Origin of the sequence: Undibacterium sp. MH2W (assembly GCF_049340215.1) — a bacterium.
Lineage (GTDB): Bacteria > Pseudomonadota > Gammaproteobacteria > Burkholderiales > Burkholderiaceae_D > Undibacterium.
Window position 1 is genome coordinate 44962 of the sequence record NZ_JBMPPA010000002.1, and the last position, 26318, is coordinate 71279.

A 26318-nucleotide genomic window follows, 5' to 3' on the forward strand; every position below is an offset into this window, starting at 1 on the left:
CCGAGATCATAATGGGACATATGGATACATCAAATAAAATTCTTATCGTTGACGATGACCGTGAGATCCGAACATTACTCGCGGAATACCTCGATCATAATGGCTACTCTACAATCATGGCTGCCGATGGCCCCACCATGTGGGCTGCGATGCTCGAACATCATTTTGAACTGATTGTTTTAGATCTCAACTTACCAGGTGATGACGGGTTGACACTGTGCAGAAATCTGCGTGGCAAGTCAAATATCCCCGTCATTATGTTAACCGCCCGTGGCGAGCCTCTCGACCGGATTATCGGCCTCGAAATGGGTGCGGATGATTACCTGCCAAAACCATTCGAACCGCGTGAGTTGTTAGCCCGTATTCGGAGCGTGCTGCGCCGCACACAAAACACGCACTCCAATTCTGGTAATGATGCTGCACAAAAGATCAAATTTGCAGGTTGGACACTGGATATGACGGCCCGACATCTGATCAGCCCTGATGACATGGTCGTGTCGCTGTCCGGCGCAGAGTTCCGCATGCTGAATATTTTTCTGGAACATCCCAACCGTATTCTCAACCGCGACCAATTGTTAAACATGACGCACGGCCGTGATGCAGATCCGTTTGATCGTTCTATCGATATTCAGATCAGCCGTTTGCGGCAGAAATTGCGTGAAGACGCACGCACACCGCAGATCATCAAGACAGTACGTAATGGTGGTTATGTACTTGCCGTCAGCGTTGTCACAGAAAAAAATACATGAAGATATTGTCGTCGATGTGGGGGCGGGTGTTTTCCGTACTGATGGTTGGTATGGTCTCCTCCACCGCATTGACAGTGTGGCTCGCGTTTGGAGAACGCGAAAAAACGCTGATGCAGTACCGCATTACGCACAATATCGAACGTACGGAACAAATGGCACGGGCGCTGGATGTATTGCCAACCTCCAGCCGCGAGCATTTCCTTGCAGCAGCACCACCTATGGGTCTGCAAGTTGCATCTATTCCCGCTGAGAGTTCACCTGCAACGCCAGAATCTGACTACGCAAAGGCTGTCAGTGAAAAACTCGGTCAAAGTTTTCATGTCACGTCGCTACCAACCGATCCTACTTTGTGTCCACGGCAACCGAAAGAATCGACGGTAGCCCGCCTCCCTTGTGAAACATTGGGTATCACCTTGCACGATGGCACAGGCTTACGCTTAGTCGTCACGCCACCTCGTTCCAATGCGCCATTGCACAATGACTTTTTGCAATATTTACTGATGTTTTTCGTCAGTGTGGCCATCTTGTCGTATGTGATTGCCAAAATGGCGATGCGTCCTTTGCAGCAGATGGCAGAAGCGGCCGTCGCACTTGGGCAAGATATCAATAGTCCGCCGCTTCCCGAAACAGGGACCAGTGAAATCCAACAAGCGACACGTGCCTTTAATGCGATGCAGGGTCGTATCCGTCATCACATTTCTCAGCGCACCCACATGCTGGCAGCCATCACTCATGATCTGCAAACACCTTTAACGCGGTTACGACTGCGTCTCGAAAAAGTAGGCGATCAAGAGCTGCGAGACAAACTCATTGGTGACCTGTCGGCAATGCAGATGATGATCCGCGAGGGGCTTGATTTGGCACGTAGTATGGACAGCAGTGAAGCATTACGACCGTTGGACATTGACTCGCTCATCGATAGTATTTGTAGTGATGCCGTGGAAGCAGGACAGAAGGTCAGCTTCACAGGGATTCCTGGCATTACCGTGATGGCGAGACCACAAGCATTGCGTCGTTGTCTTACCAACTTGATCGATAATGCCGTCAAATACGGTCAGTATGCGAACATCACGCTCAAACTGGATAAGGAAGATGCGAACCATGTCGTCAAGATCTTAGTGCGTGACGGCGGGGCAGGGATTCCAGTCGAGTATCAGAAAAAAGTGTTTGAACCGTTTTTTAGGATGGAAACTTCTCGTTCTCGCGAGTCGGGCGGCACGGGATTGGGACTGACCATCGCGCAAAATATCGCACAGCAACACGGCGGACAATTGCAACTCAGCAACCTCGCTGAAGGCGGGCTCGAAGTCGCCCTGATCCTTCCAGTCCATCAAACAACGGATGTATCCTAACGGTCTCTCAGATACGTTGTAGCTACCATCACCGACGAGGTCGGGAACCTTCGCGGTCTCAGCGCGCCGCTTGAGCACCACAGCGACATCGACTACCATAGTATGACGCAGCACGTGACTGGCTCCTGATCGGTCAGTCCACTTTGCTGTATTCTCTCGCTACCACACCGCAGATGCGGTGCGTTAGTGATATACATACAAAGGTACAGCCGTGATCCACGTGCTCGTCCTCACAATAAGAGAAAACATATCCATGATTAATTTACAACTCGGTGATGTTGGTCACACCATCCAATTAGCCATTGCGCCTGTATTTTTGCTGACCGGTGTCGGTACGAAATTATCCGTACTCACCAGCAGACTGGCACGCATCATCGACCGCGCTCGCGTGGTCGAACAAATATTGCGCTCACAAGAGGGAAAACAAAAAGAAATGGAAGCGGAGCTCGAAGAGGAGCTTGATGAGTTATACCGCCGCTCTCATTTGATTAACCGCGCAATTACCCTCAGTACCACGACGGGTCTCTTAATTTGTTTGGTGATTGCGGCGTTATTTCTTGGCGATGCGACAGGACTGACGCTTGATAAACTCATCGCCGCCTTATTTGTCGGCGGCATCCTGTCGCTGATCGGTAGCTTTATCTTTTTTATGCGCGAAATTTTCGTCGCAACGCTGACACTCTCCCGTCAGCATCAGCGCGACAAAATACGACGTTCGCCGCGCTGATCTCGTCTTTATTAAGGATTCACAACAACCAATGCACTGTAGGTTGCACTGCCCGCACCTGGGCAGGCAACTTGCTGCAGGTAAGAGGCACAGACCGTAAATGCTAAATTAGCCGGTGTCGCACCGGTAGCAACCGTCGGTGCGATAAAGGCGGTCGATTGTGAATTGAAATTCAATAAGGTCACTTGTGGGCCACCTGTCTGAATCCAGCTAAAGTAAATCGGTGGCGAACTCGCGCTGTTCGCCGAGACATTCGCTGTCAGGAATACCGTCGTACCGCTCGTTACCGTCACGATAGGATTGTTAATCGACAAAACGATCGGCGGTAAAGCACTGACGTAATAAACGACGGGGTACTTTTTGACCGCCGAACTCGATAAGTTCGTCGGATCAATAGGGGCACTAGACACATACAAAGTGAATGTATAGGTCGTTGGTGTCGTAATCACGCTTGGGAAAACAATTGTGGCAATCGCGTTGTTTGGATTAATGACGGAAATCGGGCTTGCCGTAGATGGCGATCCTGCTGTGTATTGCCAGAGGTAATAAATTGTCCCTGTTGTGACTTTACCGTTCGCGTCGTACAACTTACTTGCAGAACCATCTAATTGCTGTGTTGTTCCAGGGGATACGCTGCCACCGCTGACTGAAATCGGTACAGCCGTTGGTAAAACAATCGGGTTAATCGTCACCGACTGGGTCGCAGTACCAGTTTTCTGATTGCTATCAGTCACGCGACATTGCACCCCAACCGTCGTTGCCTGAGTCACGACCGGCGCGACAAAACTCGCGCTTGCCGACGTTGAGTTAATCAGGTTCAGTGTCAGACCTGCCGCATTACTTACTACCCATTGATATGTGTATGTTACTCCGCTCGCCTCAGTAGTACCGGCTGCTGCCGAGCACGTCAATGGAACCGTATCGCCGGAGGTCGCGCTCGAACTAGCACCCACTGTCACAACTGGATTGCTCGTACTCGATGCTGATTGCAGTACCTTGAGCGTCGTTGTGCTGTTGCTGGTGTTACCTTTGACATCGGTTGCAAAAAAACTGAGCTGATAGGTATCGTCAGCGGTCAAAATCGACGGCGGTGTTAATTGCAACGTACAGCTCACGCCGCTTCCAGTCGCATCCGCTTGTGTCGTGGTGCAACTGCTGTTGCCGACTGCCGTGACAGGATTAGCCCCTAACGTCAACGTCGTTATTTGCCAATACATGCTGGTAATCGCACCTGCACTGCTGCTGGCATGTCCAACAAACGTCAGCGGTGTCCCGTTAGATACCGTCAATGGCGCGGGTACCGTCACAGATACCGCACTGCTCGTTGAACCCGATCCACTACTGCTACTACCGCCGCCGCCACAGGCAGACAAGAACAAACTGAGTGTTGCGACAAGCGCATGATAAGCAAATCTTGACTGAAAATTCACAATGGCTCCACGAAGAATAAAGTGTTCTACAGGTCATCGCCGACAAAATAGAGCCCTGACATGACTAGGCTATTTGTCCAACGTCGCTCCTGAGTAATGAAAAATAAATCATTGTAACTTTATACCTGACCTTCCTACGTGATCAAATTGACAAATGAAAGAATATTTATACATTCCCTTTTACAAAGTCACGTGCAAAGAAGCGCTAACTATGGCAATCTCAATCTTCGGTTTTCATTACTCGGAGACACCTCATGAATACCTTGCACTACCCGCACTGGCCCCAAGGCTTGCCTTACCAGTTAATCGTACCAGCGACGAGCGTCTATCAAAACCTACAAATCGCCGCACTGCGTTACCCTGACAAGCCAGCGCTGATTTTTTACGACACGGTGCTGACCTATCGCCAACTGCATGATGAAGTCATTGCGTTAGCAGGATATTTACAACAAGCATGTGGTGTTCGACGTGGCGACCGCGTCTTACTCAACATGCAAAATAGCATGCAATTTGTCATCAGCTTTTATGCCATCTTACGCGCTGATGCCATGGTGGTTCCCGTCAACCCGATGTTGATGAGTGACGAACTTACCCACTATGTCCGTGATAGTGGTGCAAAAACCGCCATCGTGGCGCAGGAGGTACTACCAAGAATCGTGGATCTGCTCAATCCCGCCGATTTGCACCATATTATCGTCAGCACGTATTCTGATTACCTCATCAGTGAAACGAGCCTGACGATTCCCGAATTTGTGAAAGCACCCGCTGATGTCCCGACGCTAAGTGGTATCACAGCATGGAAAACAGCATTGGCTGCACAGTTGAAGCCTGCTGAACATGCCGCAGGACCCGATGATCTCGCCTGTATGCCATACACCTCAGGCACCACTGGTCACCCAAAGGGCTGCATCCATACCCACAGCACGGTCATGTTTAACATCGCAGCCAGTCCAGTTTGGACCGGTGTTGGTATTGCCAACCAGGTGGCACTGGCAGTCCTTCCATTCTTTCACGTCACCGGTATGCAATCGGTCATGAATGTCACCCTCTATTGCGGCGGCACGTTGGTCATCTTGCCGCGGTGGGATAGGGATGTTGCGGGTCAACTGATCACACGGTATGGGGTGACCAACTGGACTCTGGTTCCCTCGATGATGATCGATTTTCTGTCGAACCCGAGGTTAGAAGAGTACGATATCTCACGTCTCACGCGGGTCTCTGGCGGTGGTGCGGCAATGCCAGCAGCCATTGCACAAAAACTCAAAGAGCTGACCGGCCAAGTTTACATGGAAGGCTATGGCTTATCCGAGACGATGGCACCGTCGCACGTTAATCCCCCTCAACGAATGAAACAGCAATGCTTGGGGATTCCGCTCTTTAACGTCGACGCACGCGTCGTTGACCCCGGAACGGGGAAAGAGGTGCCACAAGGAGAGCAAGGAGAAATTTGGATTCATGGTCCACAAGTCTTTAAGGGCTACTGGAATGATCCCCAAAAGACGGCCGAGGCATTTGCAGAACTAGACGGAAAACAATTTTTCCGCTCCGGTGATCTGGGTTATATCGATGAAGAGGGATTCTTCTTTTTCACCGACCGACTCAAACGGATGATCAACGCCAGTGGATTTAAAGTCTGGCCTGCGGAAGTCGAGTCCATGATGTATCAGCACCCCGATATTCTCGAGTGCTGCGTCATTGCGAGTCGCGATCCCTACCGCGGTGAAACGGTCAAAGCGGTGATTGTCAAAAAGCCGCATTCGACCGTCAGCGAAGAAGACATTATTTTTTGGGCGAATCAAAAAATGGCCGCCTATAAGGTGCCAAAGATGATTGCGTTTGTGGATGTATTACCAAAGTCAGGTACAGGCAAAGTAATGTGGCGAGCACTACAAGAACAAGAGCTTGGAAAAAAATAAACGACAGCTTCATCGTTCGTCGACAACATTATTTAATTTGTTAATCGATTGATCACTTTCTTCCATTTGACTTTTGTTCACAATATTTCTTAACAGAATCTGGTGAAATAGAGGCTGCTTATCTCGTTTAACAGCGTCTGTTTCATTCGGATTGATGTAATGAAAGCGCCGTTTATTCTCGTTTCACAATGATTTTTTGAATGCTTGGTCGTTCATGGCGCATCGTTTTTTATTTGATGCACTAACAATGCTCAGGTTCTGCCTCTGTCGTGATATTTATTTGTTTGATGCACCAAGGTTGCACGCGTGAAAATTTTTTATGCATAAAGCCTCGTCTATCTGGAACAACAAAACAGGCTTTGCACCACGGAAATTCTGGCATAGTATGAGAAAAAGATAACGCTTGAACTTGATCGAGGTCAGGCGTGTTTTTAAGGTGAAATGACGAGGACATCACGTTCCCGCCAAATTGATTTTTCTTTTTATTTTTCTGGTGGTATCCCCATTGAGACGATTCTCATTGACCACGTTGCGCAGGACGCTTTCTCACTCATTTGTCGTTGGTTAATTCAAGTGATCACAAGGACGCGCCATGATGCGATGCACCAGAATAAATAATAAATAATGGTAAGGAGTCATTATGAATTTTCGTCAACTTCGGATAGGAACACGTCTCGCTATTGGCTTTGGCGTCATTTTGATTTCCTTGGTGCTGATTTTAATTTTCGGTAGCGTTCTCAGTGCCAATAATCGTAAGACGATGATGAAAGGGATTGAACTTTCACACACGAAAACGGCGTTAGCCGCGACGATGAAAACGAGTATGTTGGAAGGAGGACTGGCCATCAGAAATATCGGCCTCCAAACAGATCTCGGCGAGATAGAAAAGCAGAAACTGATCATCAAAAACCAACGTACGCGCTTCATTGAAGCGCGCGATAAACTTGTTGCGATGGGTCTCACTGCGAGCGAGAAGAGCATTCTCGATCAGGTGGCGAGTCTTGATCAACAAGTCGATGCACCAACAAAAGAAGCGTTCAAAATGCTGGTCTCGTTTAATGGTGAAGAAGCCGTCAAACTGATCGCAACACAAATTGATCCACTCCAACAAAAAGCACTTGTTGAGATCAGCAAGTTGGTCGACTTGCAGGATGCGGCATCGGTTGAGTTAAGTACAACAGCAGAAAACAGCGCGAGCAAACTGGTCGGTGTTCTGACAGCTGTCGGTGCTGTAGTCTTGCTTGCAGGGGTGGCCTTCTCGATGATTTTAACGCGCAGTATCACGCGTCCCCTGAGTGAAGCGGTCGACATTGCGCAACGGGTCGCTGCTGGCGAATTGTCTCACCGTGAAGCCGCAACGGGCAGTGATGAAATTAGTGAGTTATTAAATGCCCTCAAAGAAATGAATGACAACCTCTTTAAGATTGTCAGTGAGGTGCGTCAAGGTACGGATGCCATTGCGATTGCATCGAGCGAAATTTCAACCGGCAATGCTGATCTATCCTCACGTACTGAAACCCAAGCTGGTGCGCTTGAAGAGACAGCAAGTTCGATGGAAGAAATCACTGCGACGGTGCGGCATAATGCAGACAACGCCCGTCAGGCAAACGGCTTAGTGACATCGGCCTCTCAGTTTGCGATACAGGGTGGTGAAGAGGTTGGCAAAGTCGTCGATACGATGAATTCGATTAAAGAAAGTTCACGCAAGATTGTCGATATCATCAGCGTTATCGATGGTATCGCTTTCCAAACGAATATTTTGGCGCTCAATGCAGCGGTAGAAGCTGCCCGTGCTGGTGAACAGGGCCGCGGTTTTGCGGTGGTCGCATCAGAAGTCCGTAACCTGGCACAACGTAGCGCCAGCGCCGCAAAAGAAATTAAAAATCTCATTGGTGATTCTGTTGAAAAAGTCGACTCGGGTAGCAAGCTGGTGGATGCTGCCGGAAAAACGATGAAAGAGATTGTCACATCCGTTAAACACGTCGCCGATATCATGTCCGAAATTACGGCAGCAGGACTGGAACAAAGCACGGGTATTGAAGAAGTGAACCGTGCCATCACCCAAATGGATGAAATGACACAACAAAATGCCGCACTGGTTGAGCAAGCCGCCGCCGCTGCTGAAAGCATGGAAGAACAAGCAGAAAATCTAGCGCGTGTCGTCTCTGCTTTCAAGTTAGGGGCGCAAGCGAGCAGCACCACTACCCGGAGCAGTACTATCCGTAAAGCAGCATCACCACTGGAGGGCAATATTCTTACTGCCGCCAAAGGAAAAATGACAAAAGTACTCGGACTGACGGATCAATAAACTCTCCGTCGGATCAACAAGACGCACAGTGATGCCGCTGTGCCGCCACACCTAAACTATGAATAAATCGGAAGCATTAAAAACGATTGTGGATGAAGCGAAGGTGGGGGAACTCACATTCCCCACCAACGTCCACGCAACACTCAGAATACAAGAAGCGCTTAACTCTCCCGATTGCGGTATTGAGACTGCCGCCAAGCTGGTCATGCAAGATCCTCTTATCGCAACACGCGTCGTCGCCATCGCTAATTCCATTGCGTATAGTCGGTTTGGTGGTGGCGTCACTAATGTACGCACTGCGATCACTATTCTTGGATTTAATACCTTGCGTTCTGTCGTCATCGCCGTCGCCATGAAACAAGTGAACCAAACTATCCACAATCCCGAGATCAAAAAGAAAATGGCGACGCTGTGGGAACATTCTGCGCATGTCGCAGCATTAGCCCATTACATGGCGAGAAAAGTCACCCAGATTGATCCCGAGACTGCGTTGTTTGCTGGTGTCGTACATGAAGTCGGGGGGTTTTATCTCTTGTCGCGTGCAGAGAAATTGCCCTCTTTGTTAGACGATCATCCTTGTGACAAAGAGAATATCTTGGATGAAGACCATGAGATCTATATTGGTCGAGCGGTGCTGCGACAATTACTCGTACCTAAACGAGTGATGACGGCAATCGAGACGCTGTGGTATGGGACGCCGACATTACCTCCAGAGTCGTTAGGCGACACCCTGCTGCTTGCGAACGAATTAGCGGCAGTAACGTCACCATTGGACTATCGCGAAGACGCGGAAAGAAAAAAAGTAGACGACTTTCAATGTGAGGTCAACGGTAGATCGTTAGGTGACCTGCTTGGTGAAGCGTCAGAGGATGTTCATTCATTGGTGACGAGCCTCACACATTAAAAACCCATATCGTTCGATATGGGAGAGACTCAATAGTGCGGTGGTCTCTCATCAACAACCGTGTTTCTCTGACTGGCAGTGATGGCGAGTTCTCGCATTCTTGCTGCCATCGCCGACAACAAGGCTTCTAACTCATCGATTTTCTTTTGTTGCCGATACACTTGGGTATTAAGGGTTTCCACCAAGTCATCCTGCCTTGACAAGCGGATTTCAAGGTCAACCAGACGTTCTTCTGTATTCATCATTGTTACTTTCATCAAAGAGATCGTAGTATGCCATAGCTAGGGAGGGTGGACGCTGATCTCACGCCCCCCCCCTGTGCAGCCAATACGATATCGGCTACCATCCACTGAAGAGAACGGAATGCAAGAGCAAACGTCAAAGGTGTACCGACCTATTTCTGATTTCCAGTGGTCAGCGTAAAAACGGGGTGCAGTTGTGATCGAATTTTTTCGACGATATTTTAAAAAACCATCCACTGCGCTCGCTAGCGCTAATGGGACTACTTCGCCAACACAAGACCACGGATTAACGCTTGGCGGCATCACTATTCCAATCTCAGAATGGCTACTTAGCCCTGACCTCGATACACAATATGATGCGTGGCTATTAGGTCATCAAATAGGCGTAGCCAGTCCCTACGTTGAGAAAACAATTCTCGCTGCGCTAGAGCGACTCAGGCAATCGGGGCTTGACGCTTCGCAGCTCGTGCCGCGGGTACCGACGATATTGCTCAATGTCTTAAAGAGTTTGCGGGATAAAAACGTGTCTGCTGCCGACTTGGCGCAAGAGATCTCTAAAGATGTCGTACTGGTTGGTGAGTTGCTGCATGAAGTCAATGGCGCGTATTACAGTCCCGCACAACGCATCAACAGCATTGATAGTGCGATTCATCTGTTAGGCTTGAATGGGCTGAGAATGTTGATTGCGCGCGCCGCATTTCGTCCTATTATTCAGCATCAAACGGGGAAGCTTGCGAAAGAACTAGCACCAAGAGTGTGGGAGCACGCTGAAAAAAATGCGCTCGCTTGCCGCTTACTAGCACAACAAAGACAGCTCGATGTGTTTCATGCTTTTCTGGCGGGACTGCTCAATAACGTCGGTTTAATCGTTGCGTTCCGTCTGGTCGATCAAACTGGCATCACCGAAACATTGCCCGTGTCCGCGTCGTTTCAGAAGACCTTTTTTGCGCATGCGAACGCACTGTCAATAGAGATCGGCGAGCAGTGGGGATTTCCAGCATCCGTGTTGCACGCCATGACCGAAAAATATGATCTTCGGAACACGGGTTCGCCACTGACGCATTGTCTACGACAGGCAGATCAACTCGCAAAATTACGCCTTCTCACCAATAGCGGTCTGATGTCTGAGACTGACAGCAAGGCCTTATTGGAAGCGCATAGCGGCTTGTTACACTGCTTTGAACAGCTCAATCAGCGCCAGGAATAATCCCTGATCAAAGTAAAAATAACTGTCGTCAATAGGACGACCGACAGCCATTTTTGCTTTGATCACGTCGTCCATTCGTCTGGCGTGATAGCTGCTTATTCAGTTGCAAACGCGGGTGAATTGTCATCATGAGGCTTTCCAACGATCAGCTCGCTGTTTGGCGATGATTTGCGAACGCAACACGCTGAGCGTTGATCTCGTCATCACGGTCCATTGCCAGTTTTTCTTGCGCGGTTAAATGCTTAGCGCTGATCACAACGGTTTGGATACCTGATTGCTCTGCATCGAATGCGATTTTTTGATCTTCACTCATCCGCTGTGCAGTAATGACGACCGTAGGAATCATGTTGGCATTCGATGTTGCTGCTGTTGATGCTATTGCTGCTGTCGCTGGGTGGCTCACATTCTCAGTAAAAGCAGTGCCGACAGCGAAGAAACTGGCAACGAATGCGGTTGCTAAAATAGCGTTGTTTTTGATTGAAGTTTTCATGTTATTTCTCCTGTGGTGGTTGGTTGATGTCTCCACTTTAGTCACTCCATCGTCAAGCAGCTACCTAGATGCGACGAACTGCAAAATCGGGGGGATGAAGCAAATAAAACAAGGATAAAAGGTGTCGTATGAGCACAAGACTCGCCTTGACGTTGGCGTAAAACAGGGGACGTTACGGGGATAAGCTTGACCGAGTAAGCCCAAATGCCATGAATAAGTTACACTGGGTAAAGTAATTACAGGCTTTATTGCTGGTGATGTACTTGCATCATCGTCAAAATGGGAGAGAAGTCCCCCCAGACAGAACAAGTCACCTTACCGATGGAAAAGCCTATTTTTGTCGCTTTTATCGCTAAATTGACCAAAGTTTTTTATTCTTCATTAAGAAGAAAACGTTTATGCTGGAATTTAAAATCCCATTGAACTACTATGAAGTGCGTTCTGTTGGGGCAACCGATTGGCTTTGTCCAATGAAAATGATCGTCGATCCCGACGCCAACCATCACACTCATCACCGTGTACATTGAAGCAATGTGCGCCCTTAGGAGGAATGTCAACATGTCAAACGGAAACACGACGCATACTGATTCGGCAGACAACAATCAATCCCCTTTAGAGTTTCTCTCTTTTACTCTGGGTAAGGAAGAATACGGGATCGATATTCAGCGCGTACAAGAGTTGCGTGGCTATGAAGCAGTGACCAGAATCGCTAATGCGCCTGACTTTATGAAGGGCGTCATGAATCTGCGTGGTGTCATTGTGCCGATTATTGATTTACGGATGAAATTTGAGCTGGGCAACGCCGTCTATGACGATTTTACCGTTGTCGTCATCCTGAATATTGCCGGCCAGACCATTGGTATCGTTGTCGACAGTGTTTCTGACGTGATTACGCTAGAACGGAGTCAGATCAAACCAACACCTGAAATTGGCTCCAATATCGACGCCAGCTTTTTGATTGGCCTCGCCCCGCTCGATGAGCGTATGTTGATCCTCATGGACATCGAAAAATTGATGTCTGCGGAGGATATGGGCCTCCAACTGGCACAAGCGATGTAACGCTTATCTCTCACCCCATCAACGCTGCTGACGGCCTGTATCAAGGACGGAGGGCGGTAAGACTGGGGATTCGATGGCTGGCGCGGTACAATACGGCTTATTCTTTGCTTTTGTGCCGTGCCATGACTATCCTGCTCACTACCCTCAATGCCCGCTATGCCCACGCTTCGTTGGGCCTACGCTATTTGCTTGCGAATATGGGAGATCTGCAAAGTCAGACCCAGATCCATGAGTTTGTGATTGGCGCACGCAGTACCGATATCGTCGAAAAAATTCTTGCTTATCGCCAGCCTGGCGAAAAGTTCATCGTTGGTTTTGGCGTCTACATCTGGAACGTTGTCGAGATCACCCAAGTTGTCGCCGTCTTAAAACGGGTTGCACCGGATATTATTGTCGTTCTTGGCGGTCCAGAGGTTTCCCATGAAACCAATGATCAAGACATTATTCGTTTGGCAGATTACGTTATCACGGGTTGGGGAGATGTCACTTTCCCTTCCTTGTGCCAGCAGTTGATGTATGGTCCGACTCCGTTGATGAAAGTGCATGCAGGGCAACAGCCCCCAATGAACGAGATCAAGTTGCCGTATGCGTTGTACAGCGATCACGATATCCGCCACCGTACGCTCTATGTTGAGGCATCACGTGGCTGTCCGTTTAAATGTGAATTCTGTTTGTCAGCATTAGATAAAACCGCGTGGCCGTTTGATATCGACGCGTTTTTACTTGAAATGGAAAGCCTGTATCAACGTGGCGCGCGACTATTCAAGTTTGTGGATCGTACCTTTAACCTGAACATCAAAACCAGTTTAAAGATCATGCAATTTTTCTTAGACAAACTGGCTGCAGCACCTGACGATCCGGTTTTTGCACACTTTGAAGTGGTACCGGATCACTTACCGGATGCACTCAAAGAAGGCATCCAACAATTTCCAGATGGTACCCTGCAGTTTGAAATCGGTATCCAAAGTTTTAATCCCGAAGTACAGGCACTGATTAGTCGCAAGCAAAATAATGCGAAAGCGGCGGAAAACATTCGTTGGCTGTGCGAACACTCGCATGCCCATTTACATGTTGATCTGATTGCTGGATTACCTGGTGAGACGATGGAGAGCTTTGCCGCAGGCTTTAATCAACTGGTGGCACTTGGTCCGCACGAAATTCAATTTGGCATCTTGAAACGCTTGCGCGGGACACCGATCATCCGTCATACCGAAGCGTATCAATTAGCATTTGATCCCATGCCACCGTACACGATTCTGGCCAACAAGGATATTCCATTTGCTGAGATGCAAAGACTGGTGCGGTTTGCGCGTTACTGGGACATGGTTGCCAATTCCGGTCGTTTCGCCAATACGCTCCCAGCCATCCTTGGCGAGACGCCGTTTGAGAACTTTATGGCGTTTTCTGACTGGACCTATACCAACACCGATGCCACCCATCGCATCGCGCTGGATCGCTTGGCAGGGCTCGTAACGCGATGGTTACATGAAGAGCGGGGATGGGACAAAGAAGCGGTCACAAACCTTGTCGCAAGTGATTACGCAGGTAATATCAAACACAAGCAAGGCGGTGAGAAAAACCATCAAGGAACAGAAGCGCGCCCCGCTGTCGCCAAAGCCACACCCCAGAGACAAAGCCGCCATTTAGCAGCCTAAGCTTTTTATCCGTATATCAACGACGCATGCCCGTCGTTGATATGCCGAAAAATTGTGAGTGAGATTTATTTTACCGCCGCGTTTATCAGGCGACTAATTTCGCCTGATTTTTTGCCTGCAATAATGGCCCGATTCAGTTTGCTAATCCATTGTTCACCGTCACCGGGTGCAGAAGCGAAATACAACTCGTCTTTCATCAATGGCTTTTTCAATACCGTAAAACCTGCTTGCAGCACTTGCTCATCGTTGATCTCTTCGTTACTCAGTTGCTGATGTAAGCGCGCCTCGACATCGGCCGCTTGTGTGAAAGACGTACTCACTAGCATCAAGTCGGTACGCTTACTGATCAATTTTTTGAGGCGAGATGCATTCGAATTAATATCGTTTTCGACTTTAAATAACACCTTACTTTGCTTATCAAATTCATCGCCATAACTGGTTCCACGTGCGATGCCAATGGTTTTTCCTTTGAAATCGTAGATCGTGTCAAAGGTAAAGTTATCATCCGTTCTTTTCACAACCCAGACTGAATTGGCATAGACAGGTTCAGAAAACGTGAACAGTGCTTGTCGTTCCGTGTTTTTTGATATTCCAAAAACAAGTCCTTCGCCGTTTTTCACGTTCGCTAATACGCGCGGCATGGGATAACGACGGATATCAAATTGAATACGCAGTTGATGTTCAAAATACGCCAATACATTTCGGACGTTCTCAGGCAAAGGAATGATGTCGCCATTTTCACTGCGTTGTTCACGCACAAGTAATACGACTTTCTCAGGATCGGCAGCAACAGCCTCTGCGGTCATGACGAATGAAACGCACATCAAAATACAACGAATACATCGGTTTATTCTGCTATGTTGCAGAACAGAAGACACAGATATCATGCAAATTTTTCCAGTAACGCAGCAACACGACGACTACTTTCTGCAGAAGCCTCTGATGACGTGGCTTTCTCTGTGTGTGTAATCAAAGCACTACTCAACAAAGTAACAAAAGAACGATCAAGCGCTTTACGCGCAGCAGACATTTGCTGAGCGATTCCCTCGCAGTCATCTGGATGCTCTGCTTTGGCAATCAATTTTTGTACACCACGTAACTGACCCTCAACACGGGCAAGCCTATGCAACAAATCTTTCTTTTGTGCGTCGGTCAGTGCGGTCCCCTGGACGATTTTCAGGGGGGGAGTATCGGCCATGCTTGTTCTCCAGTTCATTGTTTGTGTTGCTCGACGAAGAGCCGTAGATCATGGGCATACTCTACTGAGTATGACTAGAGCATACTCGCGATTACACCTTACTGCCAAGTCTTCGTCTTTCAAAATTGCAACACATCAATCCATGTCACGCTCACGACTAAACGAATGAGGTGGGAATCCAATCCAACGACAGTTGCGCCTCTTTCATCGGTGGACACCAGAAATAAGCCCCCGTCAATGGTTCCGTAAATTGGAATAATCCATCCGTGATGCCATCTTCGGCACCAGACATCCGACGCAATTGGGCTTCAAATGCTTGGAATGACGTTGCAAACGCGACAAAATAAAAACCCGCATCAGCGCCAGCAGACCACGGCATCGAACGACGAACAACAAAGGCTTCTGGCTCGAAATCTTCTTGTGCTGTCCGTTTGACGTGTGCTGACGCTGGCGCGTCGTCCAGTTCTTCATTGTCGGACTGACGACGACCAATCATGTTGTCTTGCGCTTCCCGCGACATCGCGGCGAGTTTGTCAAAGTGATGTAGCCATTGTTGAACCGCCACATAACTGCCCCCGTTGGCATCAATCGCGACGGCAAGTGCATGGGTATCCTGAGGATTTTCTGTCCCATCCTCATAACCACTCAAATCACGCCCATCGGCGTATTTGAATGCATCAACTTGTTGCTGCAATGTCAAAGCAGGCGCTAAGGCTTGTTGAACGATACGCTGTTGTTGCACGAGGGTGCCACGTTCATTGTCGCGTAACCAGATCCACAATGCACCAGGGGTGGATGGCAGATTGACTTGGCTTTCTGCGATACCGCTGAAATCACGCAGGCCCTCAATGTTTGCACCTAAAAACGTGCTGAGACGTGCCCCCACACCGACCACGATATGGTTTCCATCCACCACTGTTTGTAATCGCTGTAAGGCCGCGACTACTTCAGCACGATCTGACTCAGGTTGCAGATCAAATTGCAAATATGTTGCATGTGCTGGTAATGGTTGCAAAATTCCCGGTTGGTGGTCTGACATCGCTTACTCCTTCGACTTGTAGAATGGAAAACAGATAACACATCATTGTTTATCGCGGCGATAGGATAGCGCAGGACGCATCTTTACGTCAGTGTGTTGGGGAATGGTGTTGCGTTTCTTTTTTGTTTTTATACAAATAAAGTGCTTGTCATGATCAAAGTATGCGCCTTACAATCAAATCGTCTTTGTCGTCACTGACAAGGACGCGTCGCTCAGACGGTTCTGGGCGTAACGTTTTTTGAGACAATTTGATCATGACAACACCATTAACTCCGCCGGGCCGGGGTTTAGCAGGCGAGGACAATGTGACGTCCCAACCTGACTTTTCCTTCGCGCGTATCAATCGCCTTCCCCCTTACGTTTTCAATATCACTGCTGAGCTGAAGATGGCTGCACGCCGTCGCGGTGAAGATATTATCGACATGTCGATGGGTAACCCCGATGGGGCGACGCCAAAACACATTGTGGATAAACTCGTAGAAGTTGCGCAACGTCCTGACACCCACGGCTATTCTGCCTCGAAGGGGATCCCGCGATTACGACGCGCCATTTCACGTTGGTACAAAGATCGCTATGCCGTTGATATCAATCCAGATCACGAGGCAATCGTCACGATTGGTTCCAAAGAAGGTTTGGCGCACTTGATGTTAGCGACGCTGGATAAAGGCGACACCGTGCTCGTTCCTAATCCAAGCTATCCCATTCATATTTATGGTGCGGTCATTGCGGGTGCAGATATCCGCTCGATTCGGATGAGTCCCGGCGTGGATTTTTTTGCAGAATTGGAACGCGCGATACGTGAGACCTATCCGAAACCGAAGATGATGATTTTTGGTTTTCCTTCCAATCCGACAGCGCAGTGTGTTGAGCTCGATTTTTTTGAACGGGTCGTGAAGCTCGCGAAAGAACATAAGATTTTAGTGGTCCATGATCTGGCTTATGCTGACATCGTGTACGACGGTTGGACCGCACCATCGATCATGCAAGTCGAGGGCGCGCGCGATGTCGCTGTCGAATTTTTTACCATGTCCAAGAGCTACAACATGGCAGGGTGGCGCATTGGGTTTATGGTTGGTAACAAAGAATTGGTCGCTGCCTTAGCGCGCATAAAAAGCTATCACGATTACGGCAGTTTTACCCCTGTACAAGTCGCGGCGATTGCCGCCTTGGAGGGTGATCAACGGTGTGTGCATCAGATTCGCGATACGTATCAAGCGCGACGTGACGTGTTAGTGAAAGGCTTGCATGAGCTAGGCTGGATGGTAGAAAAACCGAAAGCGTCGATGTATATCTGGGCACATATTCCTGCACATTATCGTCATCTCGGCTCACTCGAATTTGCGAAACAAGTGTTAGAAAAAGCTAAGCTGTGCGTTTCTCCGGGTATTGGTTTTGGTGAATACGGTGACGAGTATGTGCGCTTTGCGTTGATCGAAAACGAAGCGCGTATCCGCCAGGCATTACGTGGGCTCAAGACCATGTTTAAAGAAGATGGTCTCGTGTAGCGCATAAAAAAATAGGGCGGATCATGAAATAGATCCGCCCTATCGATGTCGACGTATCAGCCGCTGATACTACTCAGGCCAGATCGATAACACCAGTTGTTCAATGTCGTTCGGGTTACTGATTTTCTTTTTGGCTTCCACCCAATCAGCAGGCTCCGGTACTGCTTTCTTCGTAAAGACTGGCGTGTCTATCGACATTTTGATTGCGAACACAAACACGCCACTCTGCACGTCCATCACTGGTAATTTCTGAACGATATCGTAAATTTGATTATCGTAAAACTCGTGCACCGCTGGCTTCATATCCAACCAAGATGTCACAACACCATCGGCTCGAATGGCGACGACGAGATAGCCGGAACTCGGCGGCATCTTCACATTTTTCAACGCTCGGTAAATCGCCGATTGTAATTTGCGTGAATAACGCCCCAGGTTATCCACCGTGATGCCTTTGGCTTGCATCGTTTGTTCTGACTGAAAGAAATACAGCGAGTCAAAACGGGTTTCTGCTGCAGAAACCAGCGTTGAAAAACACAGCAAGAATGTCGCGAGCAGCAGTCTCATTCGTTGTCCTTATTTATTCACAAATACACCAGCACTACGGTTTTTTTGCACATCGTTCCATGGGAAAATTTTTCCATTCATCGCGACGTGAACGCCTGCTGGTAAAAGTTGTGCAGCAGCACAGGCAAAGCCAAGATTAAAGAAAGCATCCGAGTTCGCAATGTCATACGGAATCATCGCGCCTGTAAAGACCACGGTTTTACCCAAGGCTGCGGCACCTAATACTTCAGCCGTTTCACGCATCGTATCGGTGCCGTGAATAATCACAATCGCTTTTTCTGGGGAGCGCTGACAGGCTTCTAAAATGGTCTGACGATGGCTGTCATCCATATCCAAGGAATCCATTAGCATACAGACTTCCAATTCCACTGGCACCGTCAAACGTGCGCGTTGGATAACTTCTGGCAAATGGCTCTCTGAAAAACTCAGTTTGCCTTCGATTTCGTTGTAATGTTTATCAAAAGTACCGCCTGTGGCGAGGATGCGCAGTGTCATGATCTAGTTATATGTGGATGTTGGAATAGATGCATTGTAACGCGGCGATCGTGATCCTGAAAACTGCTACACTACCGCGTTACGTATAAACACTAGCTCATCGCAACAACATGAAAGTGATCGCTCCAGGAACCGTTATTTTCCATCGCCATCGCGGCTTTGGTGTCCTGACCTCTGTGAATTTGCTCACAGGGTGGGTCGCAGCGCGCTTTGGTGATGAAAAACGGGTACTGGATCTGAACTTATCCACGGATGAAATCCAACATGCCGACGGAGAACCGATTTTATTTCGTCGCCATCCCCCAGAGCGGATGCCCCACGCTCGTCTGATGGCAATGGTGCGGGCGCTCCACGCCGCCGGTTATCAAAAACTGTACTTATACACATGGCCCAAACCATCGGGATTGCATTGGCGATGGCAGTTATTCACAGGCACGCGTAACTGGATGGCGCGACCTTGTCGTGAGGGTTGGTATGGTTCGGGCGCTGATTACAACGTCAATCCAGTCATGGGCTGGGGTGACGCGCCTGGAGCAAGCACGGAAGAACTCATTCATGCCCTTGCGCAATTCGATCCTGCGGGTCTGGCGCAGGCGCTCGGAAAAGACGAGGACCATACCGCGTGGTTTGCCGATGTGTGCGACAAGCTATTGCCTGATTTTGCCTACAGTTTAGGGGCAGATAGTCCGACAAGCCCGTTACCGTTGTATTTACCGGTGATTGGGGTGCGGCAACGGCAAACGGTACCTGTGGATATGACACTGCGTTATCCACCGGGCTGGGAGCAAACTTGGAGCCCAGAGAGCCGCGCGCTGCATTATCAGCAACGCGCTGTGGTGAGACATGACGTTATTCCTAACGCATGGTCATTGCCACTCGAATTCTAATTGCTGCATGTCACGTTCCGAGCGATTCCCACAAGTTATCCCAATCGCTTGGCAAAAACGTACCTTCACGCTTGAGCAATAGTTGACCTTTTGGGTTAAACACAAAATGGGTTGGCTTTGTTACAATCTGGCCGAAATTATCGTTGTGACTCGGATTGTTCCGCCATAACATCGGAAAACGCTGCTCTTTAGGGGTGGTGAGTTTCACTAATTGTGAATACCCATCAAAATCCTGTTTTTGTGGGTCGATATTTACGGCTAACAACACAAAATTGTGTTTAGCATTATTGACATAAAATTCTCGCATAAGCTTGAGATCATGGGTGCACAGGTTACAAGCAGCGGTAAAAAAGCTCACCAGTACTGTCTTGCCGGCATAATCACTCAAGGCGATGGGTTTCCCATTATCATCAATGCCCTTCAGCACCATGACTGGCAAGGGAGCAGCATCATGCTTTTGGTTGGGTTGCTGTGCATAAGTTGAAAAACTCACGCTCGCAGCGCTGAGTACCAGCAAACACAGCATGACTCGACGCCATTGTCTTGCATAGAACATGTTTAATCCTTGTCGAAAAAGTGATCATAAAGGGGGAAAATCACAAATAATCGCGAAACAGCACAGCATCGTGTCGATCATACGTTAACTGTTGAATATGTCGATTTGTTTGCAAGAAACTGACAATCTTTCCCCGATTCATTGTTGATAGTTACCCACAGATTTCACCTCAAACACAATTTCATGACCACACCAAAGACCTCCTTCTCTGTACGACCTGCGTGCTCAGGCGACGCAAAACGCCTTTCCGTTCTCGCATTACAAGTCTGGCTACACACCTATGCGTGGTCAGGCATTTCTGAGGTAATTGCTGATTATGTGCTGGCGGAGCTCACTCCCGCGACATTTCAGCACTTATTGGCCGATGCAGATCAGCATGTCATCGTGGCGGAAGAAAAAGAAAACCTGCTAGGCTTTGCCGTGATTAATCGTTCCTCGACGTATGACAATAACGGCGACGATAAAGGTGTGCATGCTATTGAACTCGCGACACTCTATGTACAGGCGCACTTTATCGGTCAGGGTGTGGGGCGTACCTTAATCGAAGCAGCTCAGCACTGGGCACGTCAACAGCATGACAGTCGCCTTTGGCTCAAGGTGAATGCGCAAAATCATCGTGCCAAAGCGTTTTATGCACACCTCGGTTATCTCAAAACAGGAAGCGTCGATTTTATGTTGGGCGGTCAGGCGCATGCGAACGATGTGATGTTGGCATGTGGATAGCATTTGACTTATCCACATGCCACAAGCACAGCACCGTCGAATCACCCCCCAAGGATGTTCTTTGGCGTGCCCTGTGCGAAGTCGAGAATATTCTGAAACGCGACTGAAAAATACAGCTCATAACTGTCTTTTTCGACATAGCCCAGGTGCGGCGTCGCCAGCACGTTTTCACGGCGCAGTAAAGGATGGTCTGGTGTAACGGGCTCTGACTCGAAAACATCGATGGCTGCAAACCCAGGACGTCCACCGTCAAGCGCCTTGAGAAGTGCCTCTGGCTCCACCAACTCAGCGCGGCTCGTATTGACGAACAACGCGTCCGCTTTCATCGTTTCGAGATCCGACTGCTTTACAATGCCGCGCGTGGCGTCATTTAAGCGCAGATGCATGGAAATAACATCCGCTTCAGCAAAAAAGGCCTCTTTTGAGGAGGCCGCTTGGTAGCCATCCGCAACGGCTTGCGCCAGACTCGCCTCACGCCCCCACACCACCACGTGCATGCCAAAGGCCTTGCCATAACCAGCGACGAGTTTGCCGATCTTGCCATACCCCCATATCCCCAAGGTACGTTTTTTGAGTACCCGACCTAGCTGGTTGTGTGGCGGGCGAATCGACGATGCCTGCCACGTCCCTTGCTGTAACAAACTGGCATAGTTAGTCAGCCGACGTGATGCGGCCATGATCAGCGCCCACGTGAGTTCGGCGGGTGCTGTGGGATCACCAATACCTTCCGCGATAGCGATGCCCAATTCTTTTGTCGTTTCGACATCGATATTGCCTGACACTTTTCCGGTCTGCGAAATCAGTTTTAAGTTCGGCAATCGCTGCAACAACTGTCGCGTCAACTTGGTGCGTTCACGAATCAATACCAGTGCATCAAACTGGGCAAGTCGAATGGCAAGCTGACCCACGCCGATGGCGCGGTTATGAAAGACTTTAACCTCATGGTCTTTGAGTAGCTGGAAGCAGTCCAGTTGGCGCACGACATCTTGGTAGTCGTCCAAAATCGCAATTTTCATGAAAACTTTCCTCAGTCTCTGTGAACAGATGAAACTGTTTCACTTTCATATTTAGTATTACTATGTTAATAAATTTGATGCAAAATTAGCCGTAAGCACAACTCGCGTGTACAATTATCTTTTAAGTAGCTTTTTGATTCTTCCGTTTGCCGCCCCTACCTCAAATGGCAAACGCTAGCTGGAATCGGGATCATCATCCTCGTTTCCTATTATCCGACAGAACCGCCGCGATGGTGTACGCCTTGCTTGAGCCGGGATTTTTCCCCTGAGCTCGCAATCCTGCAACATGAGAACGACGATCCTGCCGTGCCGCTACACCGGTTTTTTTATTGAAATGGCATTGGAGGCAGTATGAATCAACCAATCATGCAAGGCGTGGCTGCAGTGAACGCACCCGCTTACGTGAAACACCAGAAACTGATCAATTGGATCGCAGAAATTGCGGCATTGACCAAACCCGCCAACATCGTCTGGTGCGATGGCACCCAAGAAGAGTACGACCGCTTATGCGCACAAATGGTTGCCGCTGGCACCATGAAAAAACTCAACGAAGCCAAACGCCCAAACAGCTATCTGGCGTGTTCCGACCCAAGCGACGTGGCGCGTGTTGAAGACCGTACTTACATCTGCTCTGAAAAGAAAGAAGATGCCGGTCCTACCAACAACTGGATGGCACCTGCAGAGATGCGTGCAACGCTCAACCCGTTGTTTGACGGTTGTATGCAAGGTCGTACAATGTACGTCGTACCATTCTCGATGGGTCCTTTAGGCTCACCAATCGCCCATATCGGCGTGGAATTGTCCGACTCGCCTTACGTAGCAGTCAACATGCGTATCATGACCCGTATGGGCAAAGCAGTGTATGACGTCCTCGGTACAGACGGTGACTTCGTTCCTTGCGTTCACACTGTTGGCGCGCCATTGGCAGCAGGTCAGGCAGACGTTGCATGGCCATGCAATAGCACCAAATACATTGTGCATTACCCAGAAAGCCGTGAAATTTGGTCCTTTGGCTCTGGCTACGGCGGCAATGCATTGCTCGGTAAAAAATGCTTCGCTCTGCGTATCGCATCAACCATGGGACGTGATCAAGGCTGGCTGGCTGAGCACATGCTCATCCTAGGCGTTGAATCTCCAGAAGGCAAAAAACATTACGTGGCAGCCGCTTTCCCATCTGCTTGTGGCAAAACGAACTTTGCAATGCTGATTCCAGCGATCAAAGGCTGGAAAGTCACGACCATTGGTGACGATATCGCTTGGATCAAACCTGGTGCAGATGGTCGCTTGTATGCGATCAACCCAGAAGCAGGTTACTTTGGCGTGGCACCAGGTACCAACACGGCCACCAACTCGAATTGCATGTCATCTTTGACTGCGAACACGATCTTCACGAACGTTGGTTTGACCGACGATGGCGATGTATGGTGGGAAGGCATGAGCAAAGAAGCGCCAGCACACCTGATCGATTGGCAAGGAAAAGACTGGACACCAGAAATCGCGAAAGAAACCGGCCGTAAAGCCGCGCATCCCAACGCGCGTTTCACGGTAGCAGCGACACAAAATCCTGTCATTGATGCCGCCTGGGATGATCCAGCTGGCGTGCCGATTTCGGCATTTATTTTCGGCGGCCGTCGTTCGACCACCGTACCGCTGGTCACCGAAGCACGCAACTGGGTCGAAGGCGTCTACATGGCAGCGACCATGGGCTCTGAAACGACAGCAGCAGCGGTGGGTCAACAAGGCGTTGTCCGTCGTGATCCATTTGCGATGTTGCCATTCATGGGTTACAACATGAGTGACTACTTCCAACATTGGCTCGACATGGGCAAGAAAATCGAAGCAACCGGCGCGACACTGCCAGCGATTTTCTGTGTGAACTGGTTCCGTACTGATGAAAACGGCAAATTTGTTTGGCCTGGTTTCGGCGATAACATGCGTGTTCTGAAGTGGATGCTCGACCGTATCGAAGGCAAGGCAAACGGCGTTGAAAACGTTTTTGGTGTGACGCCAAGTTTTGGTGACTTGAACTGGGATGGCTTGAATTTCACGCAAGAACAGTTCACCACAATCACATCCATCGACAAAGCCGCATGGCAAACGGAGTTGGCACTGCATACCGAGTTGTTCGAGAAACTCGCGTACCACCTGCCACCAGAACTGGAAGCGACACGCGTTGCCTTAGAAAAACGCTTGTCAGCCTAAGAGGTATCTACATCCCCACAAAAAGCGCGACGTGTTCGCGCTTTTTGATGACCCAAAAAAAACGCGCTTTCAAGAGCGCGTTTTTTTCATTCGTCTTTTGATCTCAACGAGAATAAGGTGCGTGCATCGCAGATGATGGCATGCTTTTTGCGTCACGATGATGTGTCGTCGACTGCTGCTGACGTGTTTGGTGCACCTTCGTGAGCGAACGATAGAGTCGCTTGCTGATGTAGACCATCGGGAATGCGATTGGCCATGTTGTGAGCCAGGCTTCCATCCACGCAGCAAAAAAGTCGTTGGTGAAACCAATCCACAGCAGTCGTAGAAGGGCGCTAAACAAGAGCGTGGCCACGCCTGTGCTGAGAAGACTCGGCAGCATCGAAGCGAGGCTGCGCGAGCCTGCCAGTAGAGGAGGCGATGTGCGATATTTCAGCGCAGGTTGCGCAGAAGTGTGTTTATCGCTGTACACTGGCAAATGCTGCATTGCAAAATCCTGAAATGGGATGACGGTTTGCCTGGTTATTCGGTAAATCTTGCAATCAGCCGCGTGCTGCTAACGCGCGGAGCTCTGCTGCCATGTTTGGCGAGCTACGATCAAGGTCGTTAGCAATGCGACGAATTGCCAAAGAATTACGCAGGTGACGCAGTGCTGTTTTTTCTTCGCGTGTTTTCTTTGGTGCAACAACAAGCTTTAACGCCTGGGCAACACCGGACAACAGCGGCTTAAATACGACGAACAAGGAAGCAAACAGGCCCAAACCAAGCAGGGGGCGAATGGATGCCATGATAGAACTGATAGCAACTTCAGCCATCGGAATAGCGCTGGTAGCTGGGAATGCAATTGTGAGGAAGCTCATGATGATCTCTACGGTATATTTTGTCTGATGGAAGCATTTTATTGCATCGCAACATATACTTCTAATTTCTATTTCCTATAATTAATATACTGTTTGTGAATAATTGCTTTTAATAATATAAACGGGGACAAGTAATATGAATTTTTTGACACTGGATCTCAATTTATTACGGGTATTTGACGCAGTGATGGTGGAACAAAACCTCACGCGGGCCGCAGATAAACTCGCGATGACGCAACCAGCAGTGTCGAATGCCTTAAAGCGATTACGTTATTCACTGGACGATGAATTATTGATCCGTACGGCTTACGGGGTAAAACCGACACCCCGAGCCGAATTGCTATGGCCGACGGTGCGCGAGGCGCTCGCTAAATTAGAAACAGCAATGGCACCTGGTAATTTTGATGTATCCAAGGCGCAAATGACGTTTAGGATGGCGATGGCCGACGCCACAGCAGCGCTCTGGATGCCAACACTGGTGGGATCAATCCAAACCGAAGCGCCTGGGATCAATGTGCGGATGGTGCCACTGACGACCCGTGAACCAAGACCGATGCTGCTACGCGGTGATATCGATATCGCTGTCGGTTTTTTCCCAGGCGTGGTGGCGCAACTGTCGGGTGGACAGGCTGCGGGCAACAGTGCAATTCGGCACGAACGCTTATACACAGGTCACTATGTCTGCGTTATGCGGCAGGGACATCCATTGGCCCATTCTCCGCTGACATTGGATAACTATTGTGCAGCCAACCATCTGTTGGTCAGTTTTTCTGGACGTGCCCACGGCCTGATTGATGAGGTCTTGGCGAAAATGGGACGTGAGCGCCGTATTTTGCTAACGATTAATCAGTTTTTTACTGCAGGACGGGTAGTGGCACATTCTGATTTATTAACCGTGCTACCACGCCATTTGATCTCCGCAACAGGAATGACCGAAGCCTTAGTGTGGAAAGAATTACCCTTTGATACACCTGAAGTGCATGTCGACATGTTGTGGCATGAACGCGATAGCCGCAATCCTGCCCACGTCTGGTTACGCGATAACCTCATGAACATGACCCATTCCAATTTAGTCCCCGAATTGGAACGTGACGCAGAAATTGGTCACGAAGACTAACCCCGTCTAGCCCTACCTCACTCAAACAACGCACGATCGACACAGACTTGGTTTGTGTCGAAGTGTATCCTGTTGTTACAAATATTTATATTCCCCTTATTGCCTCGAGAAAAGAATATT

26 protein-coding genes are annotated in these 26318 nt (G+C 49.1%); 14 read left to right on the plus strand and 12 right to left on the minus strand.

Annotation, left to right across the window (positions count from 1 at the left end; genetic code table 11):
- Nucleotides 1–20 precede the first annotated feature (20 nt).
- The 3 genes from ACO0K2_RS04615 (at nucleotide 21) to ACO0K2_RS04625 (ending at nucleotide 2828) form a co-directional block, all read left to right on the plus strand.
- The gene (locus ACO0K2_RS04615; protein ID WP_423016249.1) at nucleotides 21–749 is read left to right on the plus strand and encodes a response regulator; all 729 of its coding nucleotides are present in this window, start codon (nucleotides 21–23) and stop codon (nucleotides 747–749) included.
- Nucleotides 746–2101 carry an ATP-binding protein gene (locus tag ACO0K2_RS04620; RefSeq protein WP_423016251.1) on the plus strand — a complete coding sequence of 452 codons (1356 nt, stop codon included), beginning with the start codon at nucleotides 746–748 and terminating at the stop codon, nucleotides 2099–2101. Before ACO0K2_RS04615 ends, ACO0K2_RS04620 begins: the two co-directional genes overlap by 4 nt.
- A 256-nt stretch (nucleotides 2102–2357) precedes the next feature.
- Nucleotides 2358–2828: a DUF2721 domain-containing protein gene (locus ACO0K2_RS04625; protein WP_423017454.1), complete on the plus strand. Its 471-nt coding sequence runs from the start codon at nucleotides 2358–2360 to the stop codon at nucleotides 2826–2828.
- Between the two features lie 11 nt (nucleotides 2829–2839).
- On the opposite strand, the gene ACO0K2_RS04630 is transcribed toward ACO0K2_RS04625, so the two are convergent.
- Nucleotides 2840–4258, minus strand: a complete 1419-nt coding sequence (locus tag ACO0K2_RS04630; protein WP_423016253.1) for a hypothetical protein — start codon at nucleotides 4256–4258, stop codon at nucleotides 2840–2842.
- Nucleotides 4259–4512: 254 nt separating this feature from the next.
- Between ACO0K2_RS04630 and ACO0K2_RS04635 the strand changes: the two genes are divergently transcribed.
- From ACO0K2_RS04635 to ACO0K2_RS04645, 3 genes are all read left to right on the plus strand, one after another.
- Nucleotides 4513–6174, plus strand: coding sequence for a long-chain fatty acid--CoA ligase (locus tag ACO0K2_RS04635; RefSeq protein ID WP_423016255.1), 1662 nt, complete (start codon nucleotides 4513–4515; stop codon nucleotides 6172–6174).
- A gap of 640 nt (nucleotides 6175–6814) precedes the next feature.
- Complete coding sequence (locus ACO0K2_RS04640; RefSeq protein WP_423016257.1) at nucleotides 6815–8482, plus strand: methyl-accepting chemotaxis protein; 1668 nt, start codon at nucleotides 6815–6817, stop codon at nucleotides 8480–8482.
- Between the two features lie 58 nt (nucleotides 8483–8540).
- On the plus strand, nucleotides 8541–9386 hold the full coding sequence (locus tag ACO0K2_RS04645; RefSeq protein WP_423016259.1) for an HDOD domain-containing protein: 846 nt from the start codon (nucleotides 8541–8543) through the stop codon (nucleotides 9384–9386).
- Nucleotides 9387–9415: 29 nt separating this feature from the next.
- Here ACO0K2_RS04645 and ACO0K2_RS04650 read toward each other — a convergent pair whose 3' ends face one another.
- Nucleotides 9416–9631 carry a SlyX family protein gene (locus ACO0K2_RS04650; protein ID WP_423016261.1) on the minus strand — a complete coding sequence of 72 codons (216 nt, stop codon included), beginning with the start codon at nucleotides 9629–9631 and terminating at the stop codon, nucleotides 9416–9418.
- A gap of 193 nt (nucleotides 9632–9824) precedes the next feature.
- Between ACO0K2_RS04650 and ACO0K2_RS04655 the strand changes: the two genes are divergently transcribed.
- Nucleotides 9825–10835 (plus strand): HDOD domain-containing protein, encoded by a 1011-nt coding sequence (locus ACO0K2_RS04655; RefSeq protein WP_423016263.1) that lies wholly within the window; start codon nucleotides 9825–9827, stop codon nucleotides 10833–10835.
- Nucleotides 10836–10980: 145 nt separating this feature from the next.
- Here ACO0K2_RS04655 and ACO0K2_RS04660 read toward each other — a convergent pair whose 3' ends face one another.
- Nucleotides 10981–11325, minus strand: coding sequence for a hypothetical protein (locus ACO0K2_RS04660; RefSeq protein ID WP_423016265.1), 345 nt, complete (start codon nucleotides 11323–11325; stop codon nucleotides 10981–10983).
- Between the two features lie 558 nt (nucleotides 11326–11883).
- On the opposite strand from ACO0K2_RS04660, the gene ACO0K2_RS04665 reads away from it, so the two are divergent.
- Nucleotides 11884–12384 (plus strand): chemotaxis protein CheW, encoded by a 501-nt coding sequence (locus ACO0K2_RS04665; protein WP_423016267.1) that lies wholly within the window; start codon nucleotides 11884–11886, stop codon nucleotides 12382–12384.
- Nucleotides 12385–12506: 122 nt separating this feature from the next.
- Nucleotides 12507–14039, plus strand: coding sequence for a DUF4080 domain-containing protein (locus tag ACO0K2_RS04670; protein WP_423016269.1), 1533 nt, complete (start codon nucleotides 12507–12509; stop codon nucleotides 14037–14039).
- Between the two features lie 65 nt (nucleotides 14040–14104).
- Here the strand turns inward: ACO0K2_RS04670 and ACO0K2_RS04675 are convergent, their stop codons facing one another.
- The 3 genes from ACO0K2_RS04675 to ACO0K2_RS04685 all read right to left on the minus strand — a co-directional run bounded on the left by ACO0K2_RS04675 (nucleotide 14105) and on the right by ACO0K2_RS04685 (nucleotide 16276).
- Complete coding sequence (locus ACO0K2_RS04675) at nucleotides 14105–14863, minus strand: substrate-binding periplasmic protein (protein ID WP_423016271.1); 759 nt, start codon at nucleotides 14861–14863, stop codon at nucleotides 14105–14107.
- A 59-nt stretch (nucleotides 14864–14922) separates the two neighbouring features.
- A complete protein-coding gene (locus tag ACO0K2_RS04680) occupies nucleotides 14923–15237 on the minus strand; it encodes a metal-sensing transcriptional repressor (protein ID WP_423016273.1) in 315 nt (104 codons plus the stop codon).
- Between the two features lie 157 nt (nucleotides 15238–15394).
- Nucleotides 15395–16276: a Dyp-type peroxidase gene (locus tag ACO0K2_RS04685; RefSeq protein ID WP_423016275.1), complete on the minus strand. Its 882-nt coding sequence runs from the start codon at nucleotides 16274–16276 to the stop codon at nucleotides 15395–15397.
- A 254-nt stretch (nucleotides 16277–16530) separates the two neighbouring features.
- On the opposite strand from ACO0K2_RS04685, the gene alaC reads away from it, so the two are divergent.
- Nucleotides 16531–17781, plus strand: a complete 1251-nt coding sequence (gene alaC / locus ACO0K2_RS04690; RefSeq protein ID WP_423016277.1) for an alanine transaminase — start codon at nucleotides 16531–16533, stop codon at nucleotides 17779–17781.
- Between the two features lie 69 nt (nucleotides 17782–17850).
- Here the strand turns inward: alaC and ACO0K2_RS04695 are convergent, their stop codons facing one another.
- Together ACO0K2_RS04695 and ACO0K2_RS04700 are read right to left on the minus strand one after the other, a co-directional pair.
- Complete coding sequence (locus ACO0K2_RS04695) at nucleotides 17851–18345, minus strand: hypothetical protein (protein ID WP_423016279.1); 495 nt, start codon at nucleotides 18343–18345, stop codon at nucleotides 17851–17853.
- 9 nt (nucleotides 18346–18354) lie between these two features.
- Nucleotides 18355–18840 (minus strand): asparaginase domain-containing protein, encoded by a 486-nt coding sequence (locus ACO0K2_RS04700; RefSeq protein ID WP_423016281.1) that lies wholly within the window; start codon nucleotides 18838–18840, stop codon nucleotides 18355–18357.
- A gap of 110 nt (nucleotides 18841–18950) precedes the next feature.
- Between ACO0K2_RS04700 and ACO0K2_RS04705 the strand changes: the two genes are divergently transcribed.
- Nucleotides 18951–19727 (plus strand): L-asparaginase, encoded by a 777-nt coding sequence (locus tag ACO0K2_RS04705; RefSeq protein WP_423016283.1) that lies wholly within the window; start codon nucleotides 18951–18953, stop codon nucleotides 19725–19727.
- Between the two features lie 10 nt (nucleotides 19728–19737).
- On the opposite strand, the gene ACO0K2_RS04710 is transcribed toward ACO0K2_RS04705, so the two are convergent.
- Nucleotides 19738–20220 carry a peroxiredoxin family protein gene (locus ACO0K2_RS04710; protein WP_423016285.1) on the minus strand — a complete coding sequence of 161 codons (483 nt, stop codon included), beginning with the start codon at nucleotides 20218–20220 and terminating at the stop codon, nucleotides 19738–19740.
- A gap of 246 nt (nucleotides 20221–20466) precedes the next feature.
- Here ACO0K2_RS04710 and ACO0K2_RS04715 point away from each other — a divergent pair, with 246 nt between their 5' ends.
- Nucleotides 20467–21006 (plus strand): GNAT family N-acetyltransferase, encoded by a 540-nt coding sequence (locus ACO0K2_RS04715; RefSeq protein ID WP_423016287.1) that lies wholly within the window; start codon nucleotides 20467–20469, stop codon nucleotides 21004–21006.
- A 41-nt stretch (nucleotides 21007–21047) separates the two neighbouring features.
- On the opposite strand, the gene ACO0K2_RS04720 is transcribed toward ACO0K2_RS04715, so the two are convergent.
- On the minus strand, nucleotides 21048–22022 hold the full coding sequence (locus tag ACO0K2_RS04720; protein ID WP_423016289.1) for a D-2-hydroxyacid dehydrogenase family protein: 975 nt from the start codon (nucleotides 22020–22022) through the stop codon (nucleotides 21048–21050).
- 351 nt (nucleotides 22023–22373) lie between these two features.
- Between ACO0K2_RS04720 and ACO0K2_RS04725 the strand changes: the two genes are divergently transcribed.
- Nucleotides 22374–24224: a phosphoenolpyruvate carboxykinase (GTP) gene (locus tag ACO0K2_RS04725; RefSeq protein WP_423016291.1), complete on the plus strand. Its 1851-nt coding sequence runs from the start codon at nucleotides 22374–22376 to the stop codon at nucleotides 24222–24224.
- Nucleotides 24225–24327: 103 nt separating this feature from the next.
- Here ACO0K2_RS04725 and ACO0K2_RS04730 read toward each other — a convergent pair whose 3' ends face one another.
- Both ACO0K2_RS04730 and ACO0K2_RS04735 read right to left on the minus strand, forming a co-directional pair.
- Nucleotides 24328–24708 (minus strand): DUF2798 domain-containing protein, encoded by a 381-nt coding sequence (locus tag ACO0K2_RS04730; RefSeq protein ID WP_423016293.1) that lies wholly within the window; start codon nucleotides 24706–24708, stop codon nucleotides 24328–24330.
- A gap of 55 nt (nucleotides 24709–24763) precedes the next feature.
- A complete protein-coding gene (locus ACO0K2_RS04735; RefSeq protein WP_423016295.1) occupies nucleotides 24764–25081 on the minus strand; it encodes a hypothetical protein in 318 nt (105 codons plus the stop codon).
- A 136-nt stretch (nucleotides 25082–25217) separates the two neighbouring features.
- Between ACO0K2_RS04735 and ACO0K2_RS04740 the strand changes: the two genes are divergently transcribed.
- On the plus strand, nucleotides 25218–26198 hold the full coding sequence (locus ACO0K2_RS04740; protein ID WP_423016297.1) for a LysR family transcriptional regulator: 981 nt from the start codon (nucleotides 25218–25220) through the stop codon (nucleotides 26196–26198).
- Nucleotides 26199–26318: the final 120 nt, after the last annotated feature.